At 40.4% G+C, this 22,481-nt stretch carries 23 protein-coding genes and 1 tRNA gene; 23 read left to right on the top strand and 1 reads right to left on the bottom strand.

Annotated elements, in window-relative coordinates; translation table 11 throughout:
• Positions 1–218: 218 nt before the first annotated feature.
• Entirely contained in the window at positions 219–1,268 is a 1,050-nt protein-coding gene (locus ACE1TH_RS19615; RefSeq protein ID WP_099305666.1) for an NAD(P)/FAD-dependent oxidoreductase, read from the top strand.
• A 48-nt stretch (positions 1,269–1,316) separates the two neighbouring features.
• Here the strand turns inward: ACE1TH_RS19615 and ACE1TH_RS19610 are convergent, their stop codons facing one another.
• Positions 1,317–1,802: a hypothetical protein gene (locus ACE1TH_RS19610; RefSeq protein WP_099305573.1), complete on the bottom strand. Its 486-nt coding sequence runs from the start codon at positions 1,800–1,802 to the stop codon at positions 1,317–1,319.
• 102 nt (positions 1,803–1,904) lie between these two features.
• Between ACE1TH_RS19610 and yabP the strand changes: the two genes are divergently transcribed.
• The 22 genes from yabP (at position 1,905) to lysS (ending at position 22,064) form a co-directional block, all read left to right on the top strand.
• The gene (gene yabP / locus ACE1TH_RS19605; RefSeq protein WP_078439973.1) at positions 1,905–2,219 is read left to right on the top strand and encodes a sporulation protein YabP; all 315 of its coding nucleotides are present in this window, start codon (positions 1,905–1,907) and stop codon (positions 2,217–2,219) included.
• Positions 2,219–2,776, top strand: coding sequence for a spore cortex biosynthesis protein YabQ (gene yabQ, locus ACE1TH_RS19600; protein WP_375079808.1), 558 nt, complete (start codon positions 2,219–2,221; stop codon positions 2,774–2,776). The genes yabP and yabQ overlap by 1 nt, the downstream gene beginning before the upstream one ends.
• Before the next feature lie 11 nt (positions 2,777–2,787).
• A complete protein-coding gene (locus ACE1TH_RS19595; RefSeq protein WP_373454121.1) occupies positions 2,788–3,165 on the top strand; it encodes an FtsB family cell division protein in 378 nt (125 codons plus the stop codon).
• A gap of 76 nt (positions 3,166–3,241) precedes the next feature.
• A complete protein-coding gene (locus ACE1TH_RS19590; protein ID WP_099305567.1) occupies positions 3,242–3,703 on the top strand; it encodes a S1 domain-containing RNA-binding protein in 462 nt (153 codons plus the stop codon).
• 138 nt (positions 3,704–3,841) lie between these two features.
• Positions 3,842–3,915: transfer RNA gene (locus ACE1TH_RS19585), tRNA-Met, on the top strand.
• Positions 3,916–4,251: 336 nt separating this feature from the next.
• Positions 4,252–6,774, top strand: a complete 2,523-nt coding sequence (spoIIE, locus tag ACE1TH_RS19580) for a stage II sporulation protein E (protein WP_099305565.1) — start codon at positions 4,252–4,254, stop codon at positions 6,772–6,774.
• Between the two features lie 63 nt (positions 6,775–6,837).
• On the top strand, positions 6,838–7,563 hold the full coding sequence (locus ACE1TH_RS19575) for a vWA domain-containing protein (RefSeq protein WP_099305563.1): 726 nt from the start codon (positions 6,838–6,840) through the stop codon (positions 7,561–7,563).
• A complete protein-coding gene (locus tag ACE1TH_RS19570) occupies positions 7,544–8,503 on the top strand; it encodes a protein kinase domain-containing protein (RefSeq protein ID WP_375079807.1) in 960 nt (319 codons plus the stop codon). The genes ACE1TH_RS19575 and ACE1TH_RS19570 overlap by 20 nt, the downstream gene beginning before the upstream one ends.
• A gap of 18 nt (positions 8,504–8,521) precedes the next feature.
• Positions 8,522–9,904: a tRNA lysidine(34) synthetase TilS gene (gene tilS / locus ACE1TH_RS19565; protein WP_375079806.1), complete on the top strand. Its 1,383-nt coding sequence runs from the start codon at positions 8,522–8,524 to the stop codon at positions 9,902–9,904.
• Between the two features lie 38 nt (positions 9,905–9,942).
• Positions 9,943–10,482: a hypoxanthine phosphoribosyltransferase gene (hpt, locus tag ACE1TH_RS19560; RefSeq protein ID WP_176554498.1), complete on the top strand. Its 540-nt coding sequence runs from the start codon at positions 9,943–9,945 to the stop codon at positions 10,480–10,482.
• Positions 10,483–10,552: 70 nt separating this feature from the next.
• Entirely contained in the window at positions 10,553–12,556 is a 2,004-nt protein-coding gene (gene ftsH / locus ACE1TH_RS19555; RefSeq protein WP_099305555.1) for an ATP-dependent zinc metalloprotease FtsH, read from the top strand.
• A gap of 48 nt (positions 12,557–12,604) precedes the next feature.
• Positions 12,605–13,372, top strand: a complete 768-nt coding sequence (locus ACE1TH_RS19550) for a type III pantothenate kinase (RefSeq protein WP_099305553.1) — start codon at positions 12,605–12,607, stop codon at positions 13,370–13,372.
• A 14-nt stretch (positions 13,373–13,386) separates the two neighbouring features.
• On the top strand, positions 13,387–14,265 hold the full coding sequence (hslO, locus tag ACE1TH_RS19545) for an Hsp33 family molecular chaperone HslO (RefSeq protein WP_375079805.1): 879 nt from the start codon (positions 13,387–13,389) through the stop codon (positions 14,263–14,265).
• Positions 14,266–14,554: 289 nt separating this feature from the next.
• Positions 14,555–15,493 carry a cysteine synthase A gene (gene cysK / locus ACE1TH_RS19540; protein WP_099305549.1) on the top strand — a complete coding sequence of 313 codons (939 nt, stop codon included), beginning with the start codon at positions 14,555–14,557 and terminating at the stop codon, positions 15,491–15,493.
• 105 nt (positions 15,494–15,598) lie between these two features.
• Entirely contained in the window at positions 15,599–17,041 is a 1,443-nt protein-coding gene (locus ACE1TH_RS19535) for an anthranilate synthase component I family protein (RefSeq protein WP_375079804.1), read from the top strand.
• Positions 17,038–17,634: an aminodeoxychorismate/anthranilate synthase component II gene (pabA, locus tag ACE1TH_RS19530; RefSeq protein ID WP_375079803.1), complete on the top strand. Its 597-nt coding sequence runs from the start codon at positions 17,038–17,040 to the stop codon at positions 17,632–17,634. Before ACE1TH_RS19535 ends, pabA begins: the two co-directional genes overlap by 4 nt.
• Positions 17,619–18,467 (top strand): aminodeoxychorismate lyase, encoded by an 849-nt coding sequence (gene pabC, locus ACE1TH_RS19525; protein WP_375079802.1) that lies wholly within the window; start codon positions 17,619–17,621, stop codon positions 18,465–18,467. The genes pabA and pabC overlap by 16 nt, the downstream gene beginning before the upstream one ends.
• A gap of 43 nt (positions 18,468–18,510) precedes the next feature.
• Positions 18,511–19,284, top strand: a complete 774-nt coding sequence (gene folP, locus ACE1TH_RS19520; RefSeq protein ID WP_375079820.1) for a dihydropteroate synthase — start codon at positions 18,511–18,513, stop codon at positions 19,282–19,284.
• Positions 19,277–19,636, top strand: coding sequence for a dihydroneopterin aldolase (folB, locus tag ACE1TH_RS19515; RefSeq protein WP_099305541.1), 360 nt, complete (start codon positions 19,277–19,279; stop codon positions 19,634–19,636). Before folP ends, folB begins: the two co-directional genes overlap by 8 nt.
• Positions 19,633–20,163, top strand: a complete 531-nt coding sequence (gene folK, locus ACE1TH_RS19510; RefSeq protein ID WP_099305539.1) for a 2-amino-4-hydroxy-6-hydroxymethyldihydropteridine diphosphokinase — start codon at positions 19,633–19,635, stop codon at positions 20,161–20,163. Before folB ends, folK begins: the two co-directional genes overlap by 4 nt.
• Positions 20,112–20,318 (top strand): helix-turn-helix domain-containing protein, encoded by a 207-nt coding sequence (locus ACE1TH_RS19505; RefSeq protein WP_375079801.1) that lies wholly within the window; start codon positions 20,112–20,114, stop codon positions 20,316–20,318. Before folK ends, ACE1TH_RS19505 begins: the two co-directional genes overlap by 52 nt.
• Positions 20,319–20,570: 252 nt before the next feature.
• Positions 20,571–22,064, top strand: a complete 1,494-nt coding sequence (gene lysS, locus ACE1TH_RS19500) for a lysine--tRNA ligase (protein WP_375079800.1) — start codon at positions 20,571–20,573, stop codon at positions 22,062–22,064.
• Positions 22,065–22,481 lie beyond the last annotated feature (417 nt).

The raw sequence follows: 22,481 nt of genomic DNA, 5'->3' as shown, positions 1-22,481 counted from the left end.
TGTCTAAACTATAAAAGTAAACGCTTTAGAAATCAAAACAAACGTTTACCGAAAAAAGACTCATCTTAACATCGCTGTCACAGATAATGGTACTTTTTTTTAGGAATGATCAAGCTTTGGCTTGAAATTCACCTCATTGTTGCATAAACTGTAAGTAACATGAGAATGATTTTCATTATCCTAGCAAAATTGGGGGAAGGACCGTGCAACAAAACGAGATGTACGATCTAACAATTATTGGCGGTGGGCCTGCTGGATTATACAGCACGTTCTATGCAGGAATGCGCGATCTCAAGGTCAAGCTAATTGAATACAATCACGAACTAGGCGGTAAGATTCTCTTTTATCCTGAAAAAATTGTATGGGATGTTGGAGGAATGCCTCCTACTCCTGGTGCAACCCTTATAGATCAGCTTGTCAATCAAGCAAATACATTTGAACCAACCATTTGCACAAATGAACATATCGAGAAAATGGTGCGAGAGCCTGATGGGACGTTTACGCTCTTAAATGCGAACGGTGAAAAACACTATAGTAAAACGGTTATGCTCGCTTCTGGACACGGAATTCCGGTTATGCAGAAGTTAGAGTTAGAGGGTGCGGATCGCTTTGAAATCTCAAACTTACACTATACCGTAACGCAAATAGAAAGTTTTCGTGGTAAGCGTGTGTTAATCTCAGGAGGCGGAAATGCAGCAGTTGATTGGGCAAATGAGTTAGTAGGTGTGGCCAAAGAGGTTATCGTTTGCCATAGAAGGCATGATTTCGGTGGTCACGAGAAAAATGTTGAACAAATGAAATCAACGGTCGCGCTGCGAACGCCATTTCAAATAAAAGAATTGCATGGAGAATTGGCAAACATTGATTCCGTTACGCTTTCAAATTGTGAAACTGAATTAGAAGAGCGTTTTGATATTGATGCAGTCATAGTAAATCACGGGATGAAGCTAGATGGCTGTTTCCTTATGGAGGCAGGGCTTGAATTAGAAGCTGATGGCTTTGTTCGTGTATCGCCTCGAATGGAAACAAGTCAGCCGGGTATTTTTGCTGCAGGTGATGTGACGAGGCATGCAGGTAAGCTTCAATTGATTTCCGGTGCGTTTGTTGAAGGCGCTACAGCTGTAAATGGTGTCAAACAATTCCTTGAACCGACAGCAAATCAACAAGCGTTTGTTTCTTCGCACAATGAGAAATTTAAACAGCGAAACAAAGAAATTAAAATTGAACATAAACATAAAAACAAACGAAAGAAAATTGAGTTTTCCTAAGATGCTCAAGGCGATAAGCCTTAAGCATCTTTTTTGTGGTGAATCTATTTATTCGTATTGGCTCAATTGAGATAGAATGTCTTTTTGAGAAAGGCGTTTCGGTTGATCGAGATTTCGGTGATCATAGAAATAAACATGATGGTCGTCTTGAATGAATACAGCTTTTAGAGGAGCATTCGAAAAAATTTTTTGAATGGCTTCGGCTAGAGTTTCTTCATTTGTTAGTTGCAAAAGTTGAGTTTTTGTAAGTAACAGCCCGTCCATAAAGCGTAAAAAAGATAAAACGGTTGTATGCGCCTCGTAAGAAAACGTAAACGTTGGTGAGATCATAAGCGCAAGCACGGCGTCGATGTGTCTGAGTTGCAACGCTTCGTAATAAGAGGGTGCTTCCGCGCTTTCCATTAAAAATGAGCTTGTACACAGTAAAAGAGAGTACAATTCTTCGTAAATTTGCTCGTATGTGGAGATGGGCGTTGCATCTGCTAGAAATGACGCTTTTTCATTTGTTACTGGGTCAAGCAGTAAGGTTTTCAACAAACAACCCTCCGATCTTTGAATTAAATAGCTTGTTCTACCTTACTGAAACGACGCATAACTATCAAGTAAAGAACTGTTTTTTCGAGGAGCGTGCATAGTATGGATCAGACAAACTACGAGTTTGGAGCACCAATGGGAAGGGAAAGAAAAAACAATGACCATGATATTACGATAAAAGGTCGAAAGCAGTTAGATATAACGGGTGTAAAGCAAGTCGATAGCTTTGATAATGAAGAATTTTTATTAGAGACGGTTATGGGCTACCTATCAATTAAAGGACAGAATCTTCATATGAAAAATTTGAATGTAGAACAAGGGAATGTGTCTATTGAAGGAAAGATTTACGATTTAATTTATGTCGATCAAAATCAGCAAGGAAAATCAAAAGGACTATTCGGAAAGCTATTTAAATAATGACACTGACAGTCCAATTCATGTCAATGTTATCCATGGCCGCAATGGGGGTTTGGCTCGGTGCGGCCATCGATACATACAGCCGATTTGTTGGAAAAAGACATTCCTTTGATAGTAGAACGGCATTGTTGGATCTTTCTTTCTGGACCGTACAGGCTATTCTTATTTTCTACATTCTATATCAAGTGAATTTTGGAGAAGTGCGGATTTTTGTATTTATTGCGCTGCTACTTGGATATGCCATGTACCAAGCGCTATTTAAAAGCTTTTACAACCATGCGCTCGAAGGATTCATTACATTCTTTATGAAACTTTTCTCTCTCCTTTTGTACGTATTAAAGATTCTCATCCTAATCCCTATAAAATGGTTATTGCACATTTGTAGGCGTTTAGCTATGATGATAGTACTTACATTATGGAGTCTTGTCTTCTATTTGCTAGTGAAGCCTATTTATTTCATTCTGTCTCTTCTTGGTGTTGTCAAAGTATTAAAAAAAGGACAGCCTATCTATGAAAAAATAAAGGGTTTCTGCAGCCGTTTAATGAAGAAGAAGTAGAGGTGAGGAAATTGGCGTCTAATCGAGCAACAATTAGAGAAATTGATACAAAGTATATGGAGCAACGGCAGCAAGAATTAGACAGACAATCAAAGCGTCGGAAAGGTTTATTTAGACGTTTAACCTTTATGGGGGTCGTGTTCGGAATAGTAATGATCATTTGTGGCATTACGCTGTTTAATCAAACATCGCAAATCAGTGAAAAAGAAGCTGAATATGAACGTTTACAAGCAGAGCAAGCAGCATTATTAGAAGAACGAGACGATCTCAAACAAGAAATCACAAACTACCAGGATGATGAGTTTATACAGGATATTGCGAGAAGAGATTACTTCTTAACATTCCCAGGCGAGCAAAGAATTAACGTCACAAAGCAAAACAGCGATTGACACGTTTTTTTCCTGTCGAGTATAATGTTGTCAAGTATGGAATTTACCTAAAATTTTAAGGAGGATGTACGTTTTCATGTCCATAGAAGCAGGCAGCAAGCTGCAAGGCAAGGTTACTGGTATTACACACTTTGGCGCATTCGTTGAATTGCCAGAAGGAAAAACAGGACTTGTGCACATTAGTGAGGTTGCGGATCACTATGTTAAAGATATTAATGAATTATTAAAAGTCGGTGATGAGGTAACCGTTAAAGTCGTCAATGTTGAAAATGATGGCAAAATTGGACTCTCGATCCGTAAGGCCATTGACAAACCAGTAGAAGAAAAGAGACCACCTCGTCCGTCTCGCCCTTCTCATTCTGATTCACCACGTCAAAATCGTCAGTCAGGTGGTTTTCGAGGTGGAAGCAAACCACGTGTTACGCCATCTTTTGAAGATAAGGTGAGTCGTTTCTTAAAAGATAGCGAAGAACGTCTAACAACAATTAAGCGTCAAACTGAATCAAAACGTGGAGGCAGAGGCGCAAAACGAGGTTAGTATGCAGCTTGTTAACGTAGCGTCCGTGATATAAAAAGACTGAAGGAGAAAGAGGAGTGAGCAATCACTCTTTTTCTTTCATCTTCTATTGACTTCTTTTGAAAAAAGAAGTATAGTAATAAGCGTCGTGAAAAACATGGCGGTGTAGCTCAGCTGGCTAGAGCGTACGGTTCATACCCGTGAGGTCGGGGGTTCGATCCCCTCCGCCGCTATCAAAGAACAAAGAAGATGATTCTCATTAATGAGGATCATCTTTTTTTGTCGTGGCTGTTGTAATTTCATACAAAGGTAGAGTGTGATTCCGTGTCTAGAACCATTATTTATTTTTTAAACATCTTTTTCTCCGTCATTTCTTGGCAAAGGTAGTGCTAACTTGCGTGAATCTGCTAGCATGGTTTCCATTTTTATTAGCGAATGTGCTTTTTTATTGCTACTGGAGCCGAAGAAGGTCGAAAGTCTTTTAAAAAATGTTTCGTAATTCTGACAAATTCTGTTCATTGCCATTGATATAGTAACGGTACGATATCTGAATAGGTGGTGGGCGCTCAATGAATAAAACAGACAAGTCTACAGGAACACTTTTGGCGACAGGTGCTTTTGAAAGGTTCAATCATGTACAAGCTCGTTTAGTCGTAAGTGGACAAGCATTAAGGAATATGGGTAAAACACTTTTCTTTGAATGGGGATTACTCATTGCGATTGTTGGTTTCTTACTTGGACGAGCGATGATCCTAGCAGAATTAACGCCGTTTATTCTTCCGTTCATTGCTGCAGTATTTTTGTTACGACGAAGTCATGCGCTTATAGCTGGTGTAGCATTACTCGCTGGGACCGTTTTTAGTTACCATGGCGAAATTGCTTACGCGTTCATTGGAATGGGAATCTTCCTATTACTATATAGAGGGGCAAAAACGTTTTTAGATCAGCCAGGAAAATCGCTTCCGTACCTTGTATTTGGAGCAAGTATGGTAACAAGGATAGGGGTTGTTTTTGTTACAACAGGGACAGTGAGCCAGTATTCGTTAATGATGGCAACGGTGGAAGCCGGCCTAGCGTTTATCTTAACGATGATCTTTGTTCAGAGTATACCGCTCGTTACCGGGAAGCGAGGGGGACAAGCATTACGAAATGAAGAAATTATTTGTTTAATTATCTTACTTGCTTCTGTTATGACGGGGACAATTGGATGGGCATTAAATGACATTGTGATGCAGCATAGTCTCGCCCGGTATTTAGTACTTATTTTTGCATTTGTTGGGGGAGCGGCTATAGGTTCAACTGTGGGGGTTGTGACAGGGTTAATCTTAAGTTTAGCGAGTGTGGCTAGTTTGTACCAGATGAGCTTGCTTGCTTTTGCGGGGTTATTAGGTGGTCTATTAAAAGAAGGGAATCGTCTCGGTGTCGCATTTGGTTTATTAGTAGGAACACTGTTAATTGGTCTTTACGGCGACGGTGGTGGAAGTCTTGCTGGAACGGTCGCTGAAACAGGGATCGCCATTGCGTTGTTTCTCTTAACGCCAAGGGGGTGGCTTAAGACGATTGCAAAATATATCCCTGGGACAGTCGAACATTCACAAGAACAACAGCAATACTTACGCAAAGTACGAGATGCGACCGCGGGAAGAGTTGAACGCTTTTCGTCTCTGTTTCAAACGTTGTCTAATAGTTTTAAAGTCCAGCAAAAGAGTGATGAAGAACAACATTCAAATGATGTGGATGTTCTGCTTAGTCATGTGACGGAGAAAACATGCCAAATGTGCATGATGAAAGAAAAGTGTTGGGTTCAAAATTTTAATCAAACGTACGATTCCATGTCAAAAATGGTGGACCATATTGAAGTGAACGGTACGATGAACGATCCAAAACTACAGCGGCAATGGAGAAGTCAGTGTCGCAAACCTGACCAAGTGATTGCGGCGATCAATATGGAAACAAATCAATATCGCGCAAATAAAGAACTTAAAAGACAAGTTCAAGAAAGTCAACGATTGGTAGCTGACCAATTATTAGGGGTCTCCAGAGTGATGGGGGATTTTGCAAAAGAAATTCAAAAAGAAAAGCAACCTCATTTAATTCAGGAAGAATATATGGTTGATGCGCTTCGTAGTGCTGGGATGGATGTTGGTCATATTGATATTTACAGCATTGAAAGTGGGCGAATTGAAATTGAAATGAGTGTTCAGTGCGATCATGCAAACGGAGAAGCGGAAAAGGTGATTGCGCCAATGTTGTCCGATTTGGTAAAAGAAACGATTATGTTAAAACGAGAGGAGCCGAAATTTTATGCAAATGGATACAGCCATATTTCGTTCGGGTCGGCGCAACCATTTGTAATGGAATCTGGCGTGGCTAAGGTCGCCAAAGGGGGAGAGTGGTTATCAGGAGATAATTATTCGATGATTGAACTAAACAGCGATAAATATGCGATCGCCATTAGTGACGGTATGGGGAACGGTGAAAAAGCATACTTGGAGAGTAGCGAGACATTGGCGCTTTTACAAAAAGTGTTGCAGTCAGGCATTGAAGAAACCGTTGCGATTAAATCTGTTAATTCCATTTTGTCACTGCGAAATACAGAGGAAATGTTTTCAACACTGGATTTGGCAATGATTGATATGCATGATGCACACGCGAAATTTCTGAAAATTGGTTCGACACCAAGCTTCATAAAAAGAGGTGAACGTGTATCAAAAGTGGAGGCAGGCAACCTTCCAATGGGAATCATCCCAGAATTTGAAGTCGAAGTTGTCCATGAACAACTTCGGGATGGCGACTTGTTAATTATGTGTAGCGATGGAGTATTAGAAGCGAAGCGATCCATTGAAAATCGTGAGCAATGGATGAAGCGCGTTATATCAGAAATTGAAACCGACGATCCTCAAGAAGTAGCGGACATTATTTTAGAACGGGTCATTCGTTCGGAGGAAGGAAACGTGATAGAGGATGACATGACCATTGTGGTCACTCAAGTAAAATTACACAAACCGAAATGGACGTCAATTCCAATCCATCCAAAAATCCAAAAGCCGAAGAAAGGAAGACCATTTTTTAAGCAGGCGACGGGAACATAAGCGTATAAAAGCGTTTCTTGATGGCGATGCTTGTAAGACTATGGGCTAGCTGGAGGGAACGCGATGAAAGGGACATTAAAACAAATCTTACTGATAACAGACGGGTACTCAAATGATGGTGAAGATCCAATTGCAATAGCTCGACTGGCGAAAGAATTTGGCATTGCTGTAAATGTCATAGGGATTATGGGTGATCAAAAAGAAAATCTTCATGGACTTAATGAAGTGGAGGCCATTGCCGATGCTGGAGGTGGTGTCAGTGAAATTGTATACGCCAAGCAATTGTCACAGACTGTGCAGGTTGTTACTCAAAAAGCAATGACGCAAACGTTGCACGGTGTCATTAATCAAGAATTAAAGCAGATCTTAGGAAAAGAAGAAGAGATGGACGCTCTTCCTCCTGAAAAAAGAGGAGAAGTGATGGAAGTCGTCGATGAAATTAGCGAAACCGCTCAACTAGATGTGTTAATCCTAATTGATACAAGCGCGAGCATGGCAAATAAGCTCAGCAAAGTTCAAGAGGCGTTAGAAGATCTTTCAATCGGGTTAAATTCGAGAACAGGGGAGACGTCCTTTGCTGTTTATACGTTCCCTGGTAGAAAGCAACCAGTGGAAAAAGTAATGGACTTTTCTCCGACTTTGAACCGTTTAAATAAATTGTTTAATAAGTTAGCATCAGGAGGACTGACGCCAACAGGGCCTGCTCTTAAAGCAGCGATTGAAATTATGAGAGGCAATCGTTCAAGAAGGAAAGTTATAGGTGATGTAGATGAACAACTTTTCGGCTAAAGAGAATGAGGTCTCTCCCGGCTTAACGATTGTGGGCAAATGGAATGCGCGCAGCTATACACTTATTCGTCAATTAGGTGAGGGCGTCACTGGTGTTGTATATCTTGCACAGTCCATTGATGGAAAAGTAGCAATAAAATTTGGGCTGGATCAAATGTCGATCGCACAAGAGGTCAATGTGCTTAAAGAATTAAGTAAGGTTCAAGAGATTCGTCTTGGACCTTATTTACATGATGTTGATGATTATCAAGCGACGCCGATGAGTCGTGCCATCCCGTATTATGTAATGGAGTATATTCAAGGTGTTGATTTTTTAAGGTTTATGAGTGGGAAGGGAAGCGAGTGGCTTTCTGTCGTCATCATTCAGTTACTCACACAACTACAGCAGCTACATGAAAGGGATTGGATTTTCGGAGATTTAAAACCTGAAAATATTATCGTAACGAAACATGCTTCCCAGGTCAGGTTATTAGATGTTGGTGGCACAACAAAAAAAGATCGAGCAATTAAAGAGTATACAGAATTGTACGATCGCGGCTACTGGGTTGGTGGATCACGAAAGGCTGAAGTGAGCTACGATCTTTTTTCCGTTGCCATATTAATGATCCATTGTGCGTATCCTAGTCAGTTAAAAAAAGAAAGCCATAAACCACTTGAACAACTGAAAAAACAAATAGAACGTTCAGAGCAATTAAAACCGTTTAAGTCAATCATTTTGGGGGCGCTACAAGGCCAATACCAAAGTGCAGAGAATATGAAAAATGAGCTACTTCACTTAAAATCAACAAAGAAGACGTCTTATTCTTCAGCGGAAATCAATACTTCTAGGATGACAAGAATAAAGAAACAGCGTCAAAAGCATGCCATAACCGATTTAATTTTCTTAATCGCTTTTGTTGGACTCTTGATTATTCTATACTTATTAGTATCTAAGTTTTAGTCAAGGAAGGCGAACGAGTTGAAACAGCAAATTCAAAACTTTATTGAAGAAAACGATTTGTTTAAAGAAAATCAAACCATTCTCGTGGCTGTATCTGGTGGTGCTGATTCAATGGCGCTCTTGTCCATCATGCAAGACATGAGAGTTGAGTGGTCGTTAACGCTTCACGCCGTACACGTGAATCATCAACTTCGAGGCGAAGAGTCAGAAGAAGATGCTCGTTTTCTAAAGGAATGGTGTGCAGCACGACAGATTCCCCTTGAACAAAGAAATGTCGATGTGAGCGCTCAAAAAATAAGTGATCATGTCGGGACTCAAGCAGCGGCCCATACGGTTCGCTACCGGGCATTTGAGGAAGTCATGAGAAAAGTAAATGCCGATGTTTTACTGACTGCACATCACGGGGACGACCATGCAGAATCAACATTAATGAAGCTAAATCGTGGCACAAGCCCCTATCGTAGACTTGGGATCACGCTAGAGCGGAATTTTGCAGTTGGCAAGCTGGTAAGACCGCTTTTATGTGTCAATAAAGAGATGATTGTAAATTATTGTCGCACCCATCATATTCCATACCGAAATGATTCGAGCAATCAATCGGAAGCGTATACTAGGAATCGGTTCCGTAAACAGATTATGCCATTTTTAAAGGGAGAAAACCCTTTAAACTACAAACATATTCGTCGTTATGAAGAATGGCAGCATGAGGATAATGAATTTTTAATGGAGCTGGCGAACGAAAAATTAAAGAATCTTATCATATCTCAACGTGATGGCGCCGTAACAATCTCACGTTTTGGTTATCACGAACTAGCGATTCCTTTACAAAGAAGGTTGATTCATCTAATATTAAACTGTCTGTATAATAAAGAGAAGGCACGTGATTTCTCTTCATACATAGAGCAAGTAGAGCATTTCTTAAAAAACCATTCGAAATTTGCATCAATTGACTTACGTGATGGTCTTAAAGTTTATCGACAAAACGACTGCTATAGGTTTACACAAGAGGATTCTGTGGAATCAGATAACTACTGTTTAGAACTGAAGGTACCTGGTGATGTGATGACGCCGTTAGGGATAATGAAGGCGGAATTTAGTCAAACTTATACGACGGAACATAAATCGAGTGTCATGATTCCGTTAAAAGACTTGTCCAGTCCTCTCTATGTGAGGAATCGTCGATCAGGTGACCGTTTTTATCCAAAGGGATTAAACGGATCAAAAAAAGTTAGTCGGGTCTTTATTGATAAGAAAATTGATTTCCCGAAACGGCAGAGCTGGCCTATACTCGTCAATGGGATGGACGAAATCTTATGGATACCTTTACTACATAAGGCCGAAATTTCCAAACAAGAAGCAGATGATCACTATGTCCGAATTACGTTTTTAGGAAATACTTAAAAAGCAAATGGACAATAACAGGAGGTACGTGACGGTTGATGAAGAACGACATGAAAGAGATTTTACTAACGGAAGAACAAATCCAGAAAAAAATTAAAGAATTAGGGCATACTATTACGGAAGAGTATAGTGATCGCTTTCCACTGTTTGTTGGTGTATTAAAAGGTGCTCTTCCTTTTATGGCTGATTTAGTTAAGTCTGTTGATATTCATTTAGAAATGGACTTTATGGACGTTTCAAGCTACGGAAAAGGATTAGTCTCTTCTGGAGAAGTGAAAATCGTCAAAGACTTGGATACAAAAGTGGAAGGTCGTGATGTTCTGATCGTCGAAGACATCATCGATAGTGGTTTAACATTAAGTTATTTAATTGAGCTCTTCAAATATCGTAAAGCAAAATCAGTAAAAGTGGTCACGCTCCTTGATAAGCCTGAAGGTAGAAAAGTTGATTTAGTACCTGATTTAACAGGTTTTATTGTGCCTGACGAATTCGTTGTTGGGTACGGCTTAGATTTTGCAGAACGTTACCGAAATTTACCGTATGTCGGAATTTTAAAGCCGGAAATTTATGAAGGCTAATCGTTGGTATCCTCAAAATGGTTGTGGTAAGATAGGTTCAGTTTTTGTTGGACGTGGGAGGAGGTAAAGAATGAAAGGACGTACATTGCGTACTGTCTTAATATTAGTTTTGGTCATGGTAGTTGTAATTGCTGCAGTGAACGCAGTAACGAGTGATCAGACTGAGACATCTGAAGTACGATATGATGAATTTGTTGAGAGACTTGAGCAAGGCGAAGTTGAAAGTATAAACGTTCAGCCAGAGCGTGGCGTTCTTATTGTAACAGGACGTTTTACAGATCAAAATGAAGATGAGAACTTTGTTACATCTGTGTTTAACTCTGAGGTTACAACTGGTTTCTTAGCGGAAATTGATAATGTTGAGATTTCCATAGAACCAGAAGAAGAACAAAGCAACTGGTTTACAACGATTCTGTTTATTGCCCCATTCTTATTAATCGTTCTAATTATTATCTTTATGATGAGCTCTGCCCAAGGTGGCGGTGGCGGTGGTGGAAACCGCGTCATGAACTTTGGTAAGAGTAAAGCGAAGATGGTTAGTGATGAAAAGAAAAAAGCGAAGTTTAAAGACGTTGCTGGTGCAGATGAGGAAAAGCAAGAACTTGTTGAAGTGGTTGAGTTCTTAAAAGACCCAAGAAGGTTCTCAGCTATTGGTGCACGTATCCCTAAAGGTGTCTTACTAGTAGGACCTCCAGGTACAGGTAAAACGTTGTTAGCAAGAGCTGTAGCTGGTGAAGCAGGCGTCCCATTCTTCTCCATTAGTGGTTCAGATTTCGTAGAGATGTTTGTTGGTGTAGGTGCTTCTCGTGTACGTGATTTATTTGAAAATGCTAAGAAAAATTCTCCATGTATTATCTTTATTGATGAAATCGATGCAGTCGGTCGTCAACGTGGAGCAGGTCTTGGTGGCGGTCACGATGAACGTGAACAAACACTTAACCAATTACTTGTAGAAATGGACGGATTTAGTGCCAATGAAGGAATTATTATCATTGCAGCAACAAACCGTGCAGATATTTTAGACCCTGCGTTATTACGCCCAGGTCGATTTGATAGACAAATTCAAGTGAATGCCCCTGACGTTAAAGGCCGTGAAGAAGTTCTTCAAGTTCACGCTCGTAACAAGCCTTTACGTGAAGACGTGAAACTCGATTTAATTGCGGTTCGAACACCAGGCTTCTCTGGTGCTGATTTAGAAAACCTTCTAAATGAAGCTGCCTTAGTAGCTGCAAGAGACAACCAGAAAGAAATTGGCATGGAGCATATTGAAGAAGCTATTGACCGTGTCATTGCCGGCCCAGCTAAGAAGAGTCGTGTGATCTCGAAAAAAGAGAAAAACATTGTGGCTTGGCATGAAGCAGGACACACTGTTGTCGGCGTGAAACTAGAAAGTGCAGATACGGTTCACAAAGTAACCATTGTACCTCGTGGTATGGCTGGTGGTTATGCGATGATGCTTCCAAAAGAAGATCGTTATTTCATGACGAAACCAGAGTTACTTGATAAAATTGTTGGCCTTTTAGGTGGACGTGTAGCGGAAGAAGTGCAGTTTGGTGAAGTGTCAACAGGCGCCCACAATGACTTCCAACGTGCAACGGCGATTGCCCGTAAGATGGTAACGGAATATGGAATGAGTGATAAGCTCGGACCAATGCAGTTCGGTTCAAGTTCTGGCGGTCAAGTATTCCTTGGTCGCGATATTCAAAACGAACAAAATTATTCCGATGCGATTGCCCATGAGATTGATCTTGAAGTTCAGCGCATTATCAAAGATTCTTACGAACGTTGTAAGCAAATTCTTATTGATAATAAAGATAGCTTAGATTTAGTTGCTCAGAAATTAATTGAGTTAGAAACACTTGATGCTGAGCAAATTCAATCGCTTATCAACGAAGGCAAACTTCCTGAAAATCATCATGCGTCAAGAAAAGTGGATGATCTTAAAGTGAATATCCAGTCGAAAGACGAGAACGAAGAAGAAAATTTAAAAGGAGCTTACGAAGAAACGACGAATATGGAAGAGAATCGTCCAGCTTCTGAAGAGCCTCCAAACAATAACGAACGAAACGATTAAAAAAGAGAGTGCAGCTGCACTCTCTTTTTGTTAAGAGGAGGAAGTAAGTTGATCTTAACCATTGATATTGGCAACTCATCCATTGTAACAGGAGTGTTTAAACAAGATCATTTAGAAAATATCTTCCGCAGTTCAAAAACGACAGAAAAGACAAGCGATGAATATGGAATGCTGCTATACAGCTTTTTTCAACACCATCATTACTCGTTTTCCGATGTTGAAGGCGTTATCCTATCCTCTGTTGTACCAAGTATCATGCATCGTTTTAAAAAAATGTGCAGAGACTATTTTAAGATTGATCCTGTTATTGTTGGTCCAGGCGTAAAAACAGGACTGAACATTTTATATGATGACCCAAAAGAAGTTGGTTCAGATCGAATTGCCAACGCAGTGGCAGCGATTTCCTTATACGAAGCGCCGTGCATCGTTATTGATATTGGAACAGCAACAACGTTTTGCTACATTGATGAAAAACATCGTTATCGTGGTGGGGTCATTGCACCAGGTGCTGCGCTGTCAGCAGATGCACTTTCAATGAATGCTTCAAGACTTCCGCAAATTGAATTGCAAAAACCGAAGCATGTCATTAATAAGACAACGCTAAGTTCCATTCATAGCGGAACATATTACGGGTATTTAAGCATGATTGATGGTATGATTGAACGCATGAAAAAAGAAGAGCGCCAAAGGAATGTAGTCGTGATCGCAACAGGTGGTCTTGTTGACCTCTATGCAAATGAGTCTGAAACGATTCAATATGTAGATCAAAACCTAACGTTAAAAGGCCTCAAGATGATATACGATCGAAATAAGTAAGAGGAGTGTTTACGATGAATGATTATTTAGTAAGAGCGACAGCATATAACGGAGAAGTAAGAGCGATTGCGCTAACTGCTACAGATATGGTTTCAGAAGCATGTAGAAGACAAGGCACATGGCCAACCGCTTCTGCTGCTCTTGGTCGTGCAATGATGGGCGGAACGATGATGGCATCCATGCTTAAAGGTGACGCGAAGCTTACTGTTCGTATTGAAGGAGATGGCCCGATCGGTCAAATCATTGTTGACAGTCACGCTGATGGCTCAACGAGAGGGACCGTTACAAATCCTCATGTTAGTCCTGACTTAAACAATCAAGGTAAGCTTGATGTAGCCCGTGTTGTTGGTTCGCAAGGTACAATGTCTGTTGTAAAAGATTTAGGAATGAAGGAGCCGTTTACGGGAAGTGTACCGTTAGTTTCTGGTGAAATAGGCGATGACTTTACGTATTACTTTGCAAACTCTGAACAAACACCTTCTTCTGTTGGCGTTGGCGTATTAGTCAATCCGGATGAAACGGTTTTAGCAGCTGGTGGATTCGTGATTCAAATGATGCCAGGGGCTCAGGAAAACACAATTGTTGATATTGAAAATCGTTTATCTTCTGTACCTGCTGTTTCAAAACTTGTAGAAAAAGGATTATCCCCAGAAGAAATCCTTCACACGTTATTAGGAGAAGAAAACGTGAAGTTGTTAGAAACAAAACCAGTTGAATTTAACTGTACGTGCTCAAAGGACCGAATCTCAAATGCGATCATTAGTTTAGGACAGGAAGAAATCCAAGCTATGATTCGTGAAGATCACGGTGCGGAAACGACGTGTAATTTCTGTAATGAAGTGTACACATTTACTGAAGACGAGCTTACATCTTTACTTGAATATGCAAAATAAGCATATTTATTGAGAGTGAAGCTGTGAGACAAAAAGGATATGAACCGATTAAAAAGACGATCGATCCAATTAGGGTTGATTGTCTTTTTTTTTGGTCAAACTCCCAGCCACCGCGTCCTTGAAAGTAACAGGGCAAATGGGATTGTGACGAACAATAAATGGATGTTTCTGGGTGGAAGTCACAGTTAAGTAATGTGAGGCTTTTTAATTGACTTATCTGAAAATGTTTGCTATCATTCTATTAATCAGATAAAAATACTAGGGATTGATTTAGAGGAGGATTTTCAGTATGACGGTCGTAAACAATATTACTGAACTAATTGGAAACACACCTTTGGTTAAATTAAATCGTTTAACATCAGAAGAACATGCAGATGTATATTTAAAATTAGAATATCAAAATCCAGGAAGTAGTGTAAAAGATCGAATTGCCCTGGCAATGATTAATGCTGCGGAGGAATCTGGAGATTTAACGCCAGGAACGGTTATTGTAGAGCCAACAAGCGGAAATACCGGTATTGGTTTAGCGATGGTTGCTGCTGCTAAAGGGTACAAAACAAAACTTGTTATGCCTGAGACAATGAGTTTAGAGAGAAGAAACTTGTTACGTGCTTATGGAGCTGACCTTGTTTTAACACCTGGACCAGAAGGAATGGGTGGGGCAATTCGAAAAGCAACAGAACTAGCTGAAGAAGATGGTCATTTTATGCCACAGCAATTTGAAAACGGTGCAAATCCGAAAATTCATCGTGAAACAACAGGAAAAGAGTTGCTTCAACAAGTTGATGGTCAACTTGATGGCTTCGTAGCAGGAATTGGTACAGGTGGAACCATTACTGGAGCAGGTGCATTATTAAAAGAACATTTTCCTAACTTGAAAATCGTTGCGATTGAGCCACAAGACTCAGCTGTTTTATCAGGTGGAAAGCCGGGACCGCATAAAATTCAAGGAATTGGACCTGGGTTTGTTCCAGGAATTCTTGATACGAAAGTGTATGATGAAATTGTAAAAGTTTCAACAGACCAAGCGTTTGAGCACGCAAGAAGAGCCGCTAAAGAAGAAGGCATTCTTGGAGGAATTTCTTCAGGTGCAGCTATTTATGGAGCGCTACAACTTGCAAAAGAGTTAGGGCCTGGGAAGAAAGTAGTAGCGGTGATCCCGTCAAATGGAGAGCGTTATTTAAGTACTCCTCTTTATCAGTTTGAAGAGGAAGAGGCAAAAGCATAAGAATAAGGGGAATATTTTACTTCCCGGGAAATAAAAAGAAGCAGACTCAATTGAGAGTCTGCTTTTATTATTGTTAGTAGTTTAGTAAAATGAGTCCATATCGTTATGGACGGGGGAAAGAACGTGCACGATCGAAAAACGTTAACAAAGGTTATTGAATTGAACAGTACGGATTGGTTTAGCATTTTTAAACAGCTGACAGTAGATGAAAGTCACTATATCTTATTGGAGAGCGGTCGTACGGGTCGTTACAGTATAATGGGGGTAAAGCCTGAAGCCATTATTGAAGGGAAAAATCGCACATTAACAGTTCAGCGTGCGGAAGAGATAGAACAATACGAAGGAGAACTCCTTGAAAGCCTGGAAAAGGTACTGGAGCCTTATCAAATACATGAATCTTTAGTTGTAGGTGGGCCGCCTGTACAAGGTGGTGCATTAGGTTATATTAGCTATGATTATGTGCGTCAAATTGAGCTACTGGATACTAGTGCTGAAGATGACTTGGATTTCCCAGAGGTTTACTTTATGGTGTTTGAAAATCTTTTTATTTATGACCACGAGAAACAAAATGTCTGGTTATGTGCCAATGGAGAGGATCAAGACGAATTAGAAGCACGTCTATCTTATTACGAAAAGCACTTTACAGAGGTAAAGCGAGAAAGTCATCCCAAGACCGAAACACATCATACAGTTCCTACCGAGCAATCAGCTTTAATGGGAACATTAAGTGAAGAGAAATTTGCCGCAGCTGTTGAGCGGATTAAAACGTATATTAGCGAAGGTGACGTCTTCCAGGTGAATTTGTCGGTTCGTCATCATAAGAAGAACGACGTAGAGCCCTTCCGTATCTACGAGGCATTAAGGGCGCTCAATCCGTCTCCATATATGAGCTACATTCAAACTCCAGAGCGACAAATTGTTAGTGCGTCTCCAGAGCTTCTTGTGAAAAAAAGAGGAGATGAACTTAGCACGAGACCGATTGCGGGGACAAGATCTAGAGGACGAACTGAAGAAGAAGACGACTTGTTAAAAGAAGAACTGTTGTCTGATGAAAAAGAACGAGCGGAACACGTGATGCTTGTTGATTTAGAGCGGAATGATCTTGGACGTGTGAGCTCATACGGAACAGTAGAAGTAGATGAATTGCTGGTCGTAGAAAAATATTCTCATGTGATGCACTTAGTGTCTAATGTAAAAAGCAAGCTGGCAGAAGGCTATTCCTTATATGATTGCATTCGAGCAGTTTTCCCAGGAGGAACGATAACAGGGGCTCCAAAAGTGAGGACGATGGAAATTATCGAGGAGCTGGAACCAGTACGAAGAGGGTTGTATACAGGTGCAATCGGTTGGATTGGGTTTCATCAAGATATGGAACTGAATATTGTTATTCGGACAATGATATGTCAAGGAGACAATGCGTATGTTCAGGCAGGGGCAGGTGTTGTGATTGATTCTAATCCTGCTTTTGAATATAAGGAATCTCTAAAAAAAGCACGAGCTTTATGGAATGCTTACGAAATCGCTAAGGAGGAGGTAAGGGAAAGATGATTTTAATGATTGATAACTATGATTCCTTTACGTATAACCTTGTACAATATTTAGGTGAAATGGGCGAAGAGCTAATCGTCCGTAGAAATGATAAAATCTCGATTAACGAAATTGAGACAACTATGAAACCGACGATGATTATGATTTCACCAGGTCCATGTACGCCAAATGACGCAGGCATTAGTTTGGAGGTTATCCGACATTTCAGTGGAAAAATACCAATTTTAGGCGTGTGTCTCGGTCATCAAGCGATTGCTCAAGCTTTTGGTGGAGTAGTACGCAAGGCAGAGCGCCTCATGCATGGGAAAACATCGCTAATCATGCACGATCAGAGCACCATTTTTACAAATCTGCCGCAGCCTCTTCAAGTAACGAGATACCACTCCCTCATTGTGGACCGGGAAACTTTGCCGGAATGCTTTGAGATTAGTGCAGAAACAAATGAAGGTGAAATTATGGCGATCCGTCACCGAGAGTATCCGTTAGAAGGGGTGCAGTTTCATCCAGAAGCGATCCTCACTACTGAAGGAAAGAGGATGTTAAAACAGTTTGTCGAAACATATAAAGGTGAAGTACCGTGTACATTAGTGTAAATGGACGAGTGGTACAAGATATAGATGCGGTCATTTCTCCATACGATCATGGTTTTCTATACGGATTAGGCTTGTTTGAAACCTTTGCTGTAAGAGAAGACAACGTTTTGCTTTTAAATAAACACGTCAATCGTTTGAATGAAAGCGCGAAGGAAATAGGAATCCAGTATGTTTTGTCAGAAGACAAGGTGCTGAATACAGTTCGCAAACTACTACAAAAAAATCAAATGAGTGAAGCGTATGTTCGTTGGAATGTTTCTGCAGGTGTCAGAGAAATTGGTCTGTATAACGAAGAGTTTACATCTCCACAAGAAATCGTGTATGTAAAAGAATTACCTCGTTCTTCTATTTCCGCAAAATCACTGCGATCTCTTCAGCTTAACCGTAATACTGTGGAAGGTGAAAGGCGCTATAAGTCACATCATTATTTAAACAATCTTTTAGCAAAAAAAGAAATAGGAAATCAGACTGGCACAGAAGGTCTGTTTTATACAAAAGATGGGTATGTGGCAGAAGGCATTGTTTCTAATATATTCTTTATAAAGGAAGGTGTCGTTTGTACACCTGCGCTTGAAACGGGTATTTTAAATGGGGTCACGAGGCAGTATACGATTGACTGGTGTAAAAAAAACAACCGAACAGTAGTAGAAGGTCTTTTCACAAAAGATGATGTGTTTAGAGCAGATGAAGTATTTCTTACGAATGCCATTCAGGGAATCGTTCCTGTGAACACGTTTGATGAATTGAAAGATTATCATGCAGACTTCGCGCTTAAACTTGCAGAAGACTATAAGCGTGCTGCATACATGCAAGAGGAGGTAGAGGGTGAGTAAGCCGTTAAAGATTAACGTGAACAAAGGTACGCGAACAAAAATTATGGGCATTTTAAATGTGACACCAGATTCGTTTTCTGATGGGGGTAACTATACGACCGTCGAAGCCGCTATTGATCAAGTCGCGCAAATGCTAGAAGCTGGCGCCGACATTATTGATATTGGAGGAGAATCGACACGTCCAGGCTACACACCTGTTTCTGTAGAAGAAGAAATTGAACGGACAAGCCCGGTGATTGAAGAGCTCTCAAAGCGTTTTGAGGTTCCTATATCCATTGATACATTTAAAGCGAAAACGGCAGATGAAGCACTTAAAGCAGGCGCTGCAATTATAAACGATGTCTGGGGAGCGAAAGCAGATACGCAAATGGCGGCTATAGCCGCAAAGCATAAAGCGCCCATTATATTGATGCACAATCGTGAAAAACAGCAGTATCATTCTTTCATGCCGGATGTTTTGAATGACTTAAAAGAGAGTATTAAGATATGTATAGATGCAGATGTGCAGCCTAATCAAATTTGGTTAGATCCAGGTGTAGGTTTTGCAAAATCATATGAGCAGAATTTAGAAGTGATGAGAGAGCTTCATCAAATTGTCGAGCTAGGCTACCCTGTTTTATTAGGAACTTCAAGGAAGTCTGTCATTGCAAAAACCTTGCATCTACCTGTGCACGACCGAGTTGAAGGAACAGGTGCCACAGTATGCTTAGGTATTGCAAAAGGTGTAAGTGTGGTACGCGTACATGATGTTAAGGAAATAAAACGAATGGCTGTAATGATGGATGCAATGCTGCAAAGGAGTGACGAAAATGGATAAAATCTATATGAACCAACTTTCTTTTTACGGCTACCATGGGGTGTTCCCTGAGGAGAATAAACTAGGGCAACGGTTCTTAGTAGACTTAGTGTTAGAATTAGATTTGCAGCCTGCTGCCGATCGTGATGATCTTAATGAATCTGTAGATTATGGAGAGATTTATAAGAGCGTCAAGAAAATCGTTGAAGGGGATCCGGTTAAGCTTGTTGAAACCATTGCTAAAGGAATCTGTGATGAATTGCTTCAATCATTTAGTAAGATTGAAGCTTGCACAGTGAAGGTTATTAAGCCTGATCCTCCAATTCCAGGACACTACGACTCGGTTGCAGTGGAGTTGAGACGATCAAGATGAGGAATCAAGCCTTTATTGCACTGGGATCAAATTTAGGGAACCGTGAAGAAAATTTACTAGCATCTGTCGAACGACTAAACCGTTCTGAAGGAATAAACGTCATTCGATCTTCCTCTATTTATGAAACGGACCCAGTAGGTTATGAAAATCAAGGTCAGTTTCTTAATATGGTTATAGAAATTTCAACGGTGCATCACCCGTTAGACTTATTAGACATCACGCAACAAATAGAGCTAGATCTTGGACGTGAACGAGATATTATCAATGGGCCAAGAACGGTAGACCTCGACATTTTATTGTTTGAGCAGGAGGAACTGGATGTGAATGAGTTACAAATCCCTCATCCAAGAATGTGGGATCGGGCATTCGTGTTAATTCCTCTTGCTGAAATTGCACCTAAGATAATCAGCGGAAAAAGTGGGCTACCCCTAAAAACAATCATAAACGAGTCGTTTATTGATAAAGAGGGTGTGAAATGGTGGAAACAATGGAATGGGGAAGGAATATACGAGCCTATCGAAAGTTAAAGGGCTTTACACAACAAGACTTCGCAAAAGAGATTCATGTATCTGTATCGCTATTAGGTGAAATCGAACGTGGGATTCGTCATCCTGATGAAGAACTAATAAATCGAATTTGTGCGTGTTTACAAGTCTCCAAGCAGGATATGATGCAGTTGTAAGGAGTTGAGCGTTGTATCCATGCAGGAAGGTATGTATGGTGCAGTACGTATGCAGGAAGTCATAATAGATAAGACTGTATAAGGATAAAATGTGTATATGCTCGCATCCTGTTTTGGTTTATTTTTAAGCTGAATGAACTAGCAAAGGTACGAGCTTTATAGTACACTTCTAAATAACTTGATTAAAAAGGGTTTGATTAACAGGGAGTTGATCTGCCCTTTTTCGATGATAGAGAACAGGGGTTGAGAGTGTTGACTGAAGAATTAGAGCTACATGACTTATTGGCTGTCCGTAAAGACAAGCTGAACCAATTATATGATCAGGGTGTTGACCCATTTGGAGGAAAGTTTGAGCGTACACATACATCACAACAAGTAGTTGAGCAATTTGATGCGTTTTCTAAAGAGGAATTAGAAAATAAAGATGAAAAAGTTGTGCTTGCAGGTCGTCTAATGACCAAGCGTGGAAAAGGTAAAGCTGGCTTTGCTCATATACAAGATTTAACCGGGCAAATTCAAATTTATGTTCGTCAAGATGCAATTGGAGAAGAATCATATGATCTATTTAAGTCCTTAGATATTGGAGATATGGTTGGTATAGTAGGCGGTCCCTTTAAAACGAATGTAGGGGAAATGTCTGTTAAAGTAACAGAGCTCACGCTTTTAGGTAAATCATTACGTCCTTTACCTGATAAATATCACGGTTTAAAAGATGTAGAGCAACGCTATCGTCAGCGTTATTTAGATTTGATAACTAGCCCAGAGTCCCGAAATACGTTTATTACTCGAAGCAAAATTATTCAAGTTATGCGTCGTTATCTTGATGACCAAGGCTTTTTAGAAGTCGAGACACCGATGATGCATAGCATTCCTGGTGGAGCTTCTGCGCGTCCGTTTGTCACACATCATAATACATTAGATATGGAACTCTATATGAGGATTGCAATTGAACTTCATCTAAAGCGTCTCATTGTTGGTGGATTAGAGAAAGTGTATGAAATCGGACGTGTCTTTAGAAATGAAGGCGTCTCAACCCGGCATAATCCTGAATTTACAATGATCGAACTTTACGAAGCGTATGCAGATTATCAAGACATTATGAAATTAACTGAAGGAGTAATTGCGCATATAGCAAAAGAAGTCCTCGGTAAGACGACCGTGCAGTACGGGGAGTATGAAGTAAATCTCGCTTCTGGTTGGACGCGTGTTCACATGGTAGATGCGGTGAAGGAAAAAACGGGCGTGGACTTTTGGAAAGAGATGAGTGATGAAGAGGCTCGTTCACTTGCAAAAGAACATAAAGTACCTGTAAAAGAGACGATGAGTTTTGGCCATGTTGTAAATGAGTTTTTTGAACACTTTGTTGAAGAGTCACTTATTCAACCAACATTTGTGTATGGACATCCTCTTGCTATCTCACCACTGGCTAAGAAAAATAGTGAAGATCCGCGATTTACGGATCGCTTTGAACTATTTATTGTTGGACGTGAACATGCAAATGCATTCTCGGAGCTAAATGATCCCGTTGATCAGCGTCAGCGATTTGAAGCGCAGTTGGTTGAGCGTGAACAAGGTGATGATGAAGCTCACATGATGGATGAAGATTTCGTAGAAGCTCTTGAGTATGGAATGCCTCCTACAGGAGGATTAGGTATCGGGATCGATCGTTTAGTCATGTTATTGACGAATGCCCCGTCTATAAGAGATGTATTGTTATTCCCGCAAATGCGTAAGCAAGGAGAGTAACCCCTGTTGTTCATCCACTATCTCAAGAAGTTTTGGATAGTGGATGAATTTCTAAAAAAAGTTTTAAAAAAGGCTTGCGGATTTTTTCTGAGGGTGGTATATTATTTCTTGTCGCCGCGACAGACGCGAACGACACAAAAAAAGATAAAAAACATGATTGACAAGGGTTTTAGTTTCTGTTAAGATATAAAAGTTGCTAAAACAAAACGAGTTCTTTGAAAACTGAACAAAAGCCAAGCGTAAAAGAGATACAAGGTATCTCGTCAATGAAGTTAGACACAGCTTTAAATTGTGCAACAGCTTAGGATCTTCGACTACGATCGCAACATCCGTGTTGCAACGTCGAAGTCAACACATCCGTGTGTAAGTAAACACTTTTAACGGAGAGTTTGATCCTGGCTCAGGACGAACGCTGGC

This window comes from Shouchella sp. JSM 1781072 (assembly GCF_041949915.1).
Taxonomy (GTDB): domain Bacteria; phylum Bacillota; class Bacilli; order Bacillales; family Bacillaceae_D; genus Shouchella.
This window is presented reverse-complemented; position numbering and strand designations above follow the sequence as displayed.

What these genes read in the sequence shown, in the direction of transcription:
- ACE1TH_RS19615 (WP_099305666.1), top strand. Translation starts at nt 219, where the DNA reads ATGTACGATCTAACAATTATTGGCGGTGGGCCTGCTGGATTATACAGC.
- yabP (WP_078439973.1), top strand. Translation starts at nt 1,905, where the DNA reads ATGGATCAGACAAACTACGAGTTTGGAGCACCAATGGGAAGGGAAAGA.
- yabQ (WP_375079808.1), top strand. Translation starts at nt 2,219, where the DNA reads ATGACACTGACAGTCCAATTCATGTCAATGTTATCCATGGCCGCAATG.
- ACE1TH_RS19590 (WP_099305567.1), top strand. Translation starts at nt 3,242, where the DNA reads ATGTCCATAGAAGCAGGCAGCAAGCTGCAAGGCAAGGTTACTGGTATT.
- spoIIE (WP_099305565.1), top strand. Translation starts at nt 4,252, where the DNA reads ATGAATAAAACAGACAAGTCTACAGGAACACTTTTGGCGACAGGTGCT.
- ACE1TH_RS19575 (WP_099305563.1), top strand. Translation starts at nt 6,838, where the DNA reads ATGAAAGGGACATTAAAACAAATCTTACTGATAACAGACGGGTACTCA.
- ACE1TH_RS19570 (WP_375079807.1), top strand. Translation starts at nt 7,544, where the DNA reads ATGAACAACTTTTCGGCTAAAGAGAATGAGGTCTCTCCCGGCTTAACG.
- hpt (WP_176554498.1), top strand. Translation starts at nt 9,943, where the DNA reads ATGAAGAACGACATGAAAGAGATTTTACTAACGGAAGAACAAATCCAG.
- ftsH (WP_099305555.1), top strand. Translation starts at nt 10,553, where the DNA reads ATGAAAGGACGTACATTGCGTACTGTCTTAATATTAGTTTTGGTCATG.
- hslO (WP_375079805.1), top strand. Translation starts at nt 13,387, where the DNA reads ATGAATGATTATTTAGTAAGAGCGACAGCATATAACGGAGAAGTAAGA.
- cysK (WP_099305549.1), top strand. Translation starts at nt 14,555, where the DNA reads ATGACGGTCGTAAACAATATTACTGAACTAATTGGAAACACACCTTTG.
- ACE1TH_RS19535 (WP_375079804.1), top strand. Translation starts at nt 15,599, where the DNA reads ATGGACGGGGGAAAGAACGTGCACGATCGAAAAACGTTAACAAAGGTT.
- pabA (WP_375079803.1), top strand. Translation starts at nt 17,038, where the DNA reads ATGATTTTAATGATTGATAACTATGATTCCTTTACGTATAACCTTGTA.
- folP (WP_375079820.1), top strand. Translation starts at nt 18,511, where the DNA reads ATGGGCATTTTAAATGTGACACCAGATTCGTTTTCTGATGGGGGTAAC.
- folB (WP_099305541.1), top strand. Translation starts at nt 19,277, where the DNA reads ATGGATAAAATCTATATGAACCAACTTTCTTTTTACGGCTACCATGGG.
- folK (WP_099305539.1), top strand. Translation starts at nt 19,633, where the DNA reads ATGAGGAATCAAGCCTTTATTGCACTGGGATCAAATTTAGGGAACCGT.
- ACE1TH_RS19505 (WP_375079801.1), top strand. Translation starts at nt 20,112, where the DNA reads ATGGTGGAAACAATGGAATGGGGAAGGAATATACGAGCCTATCGAAAG.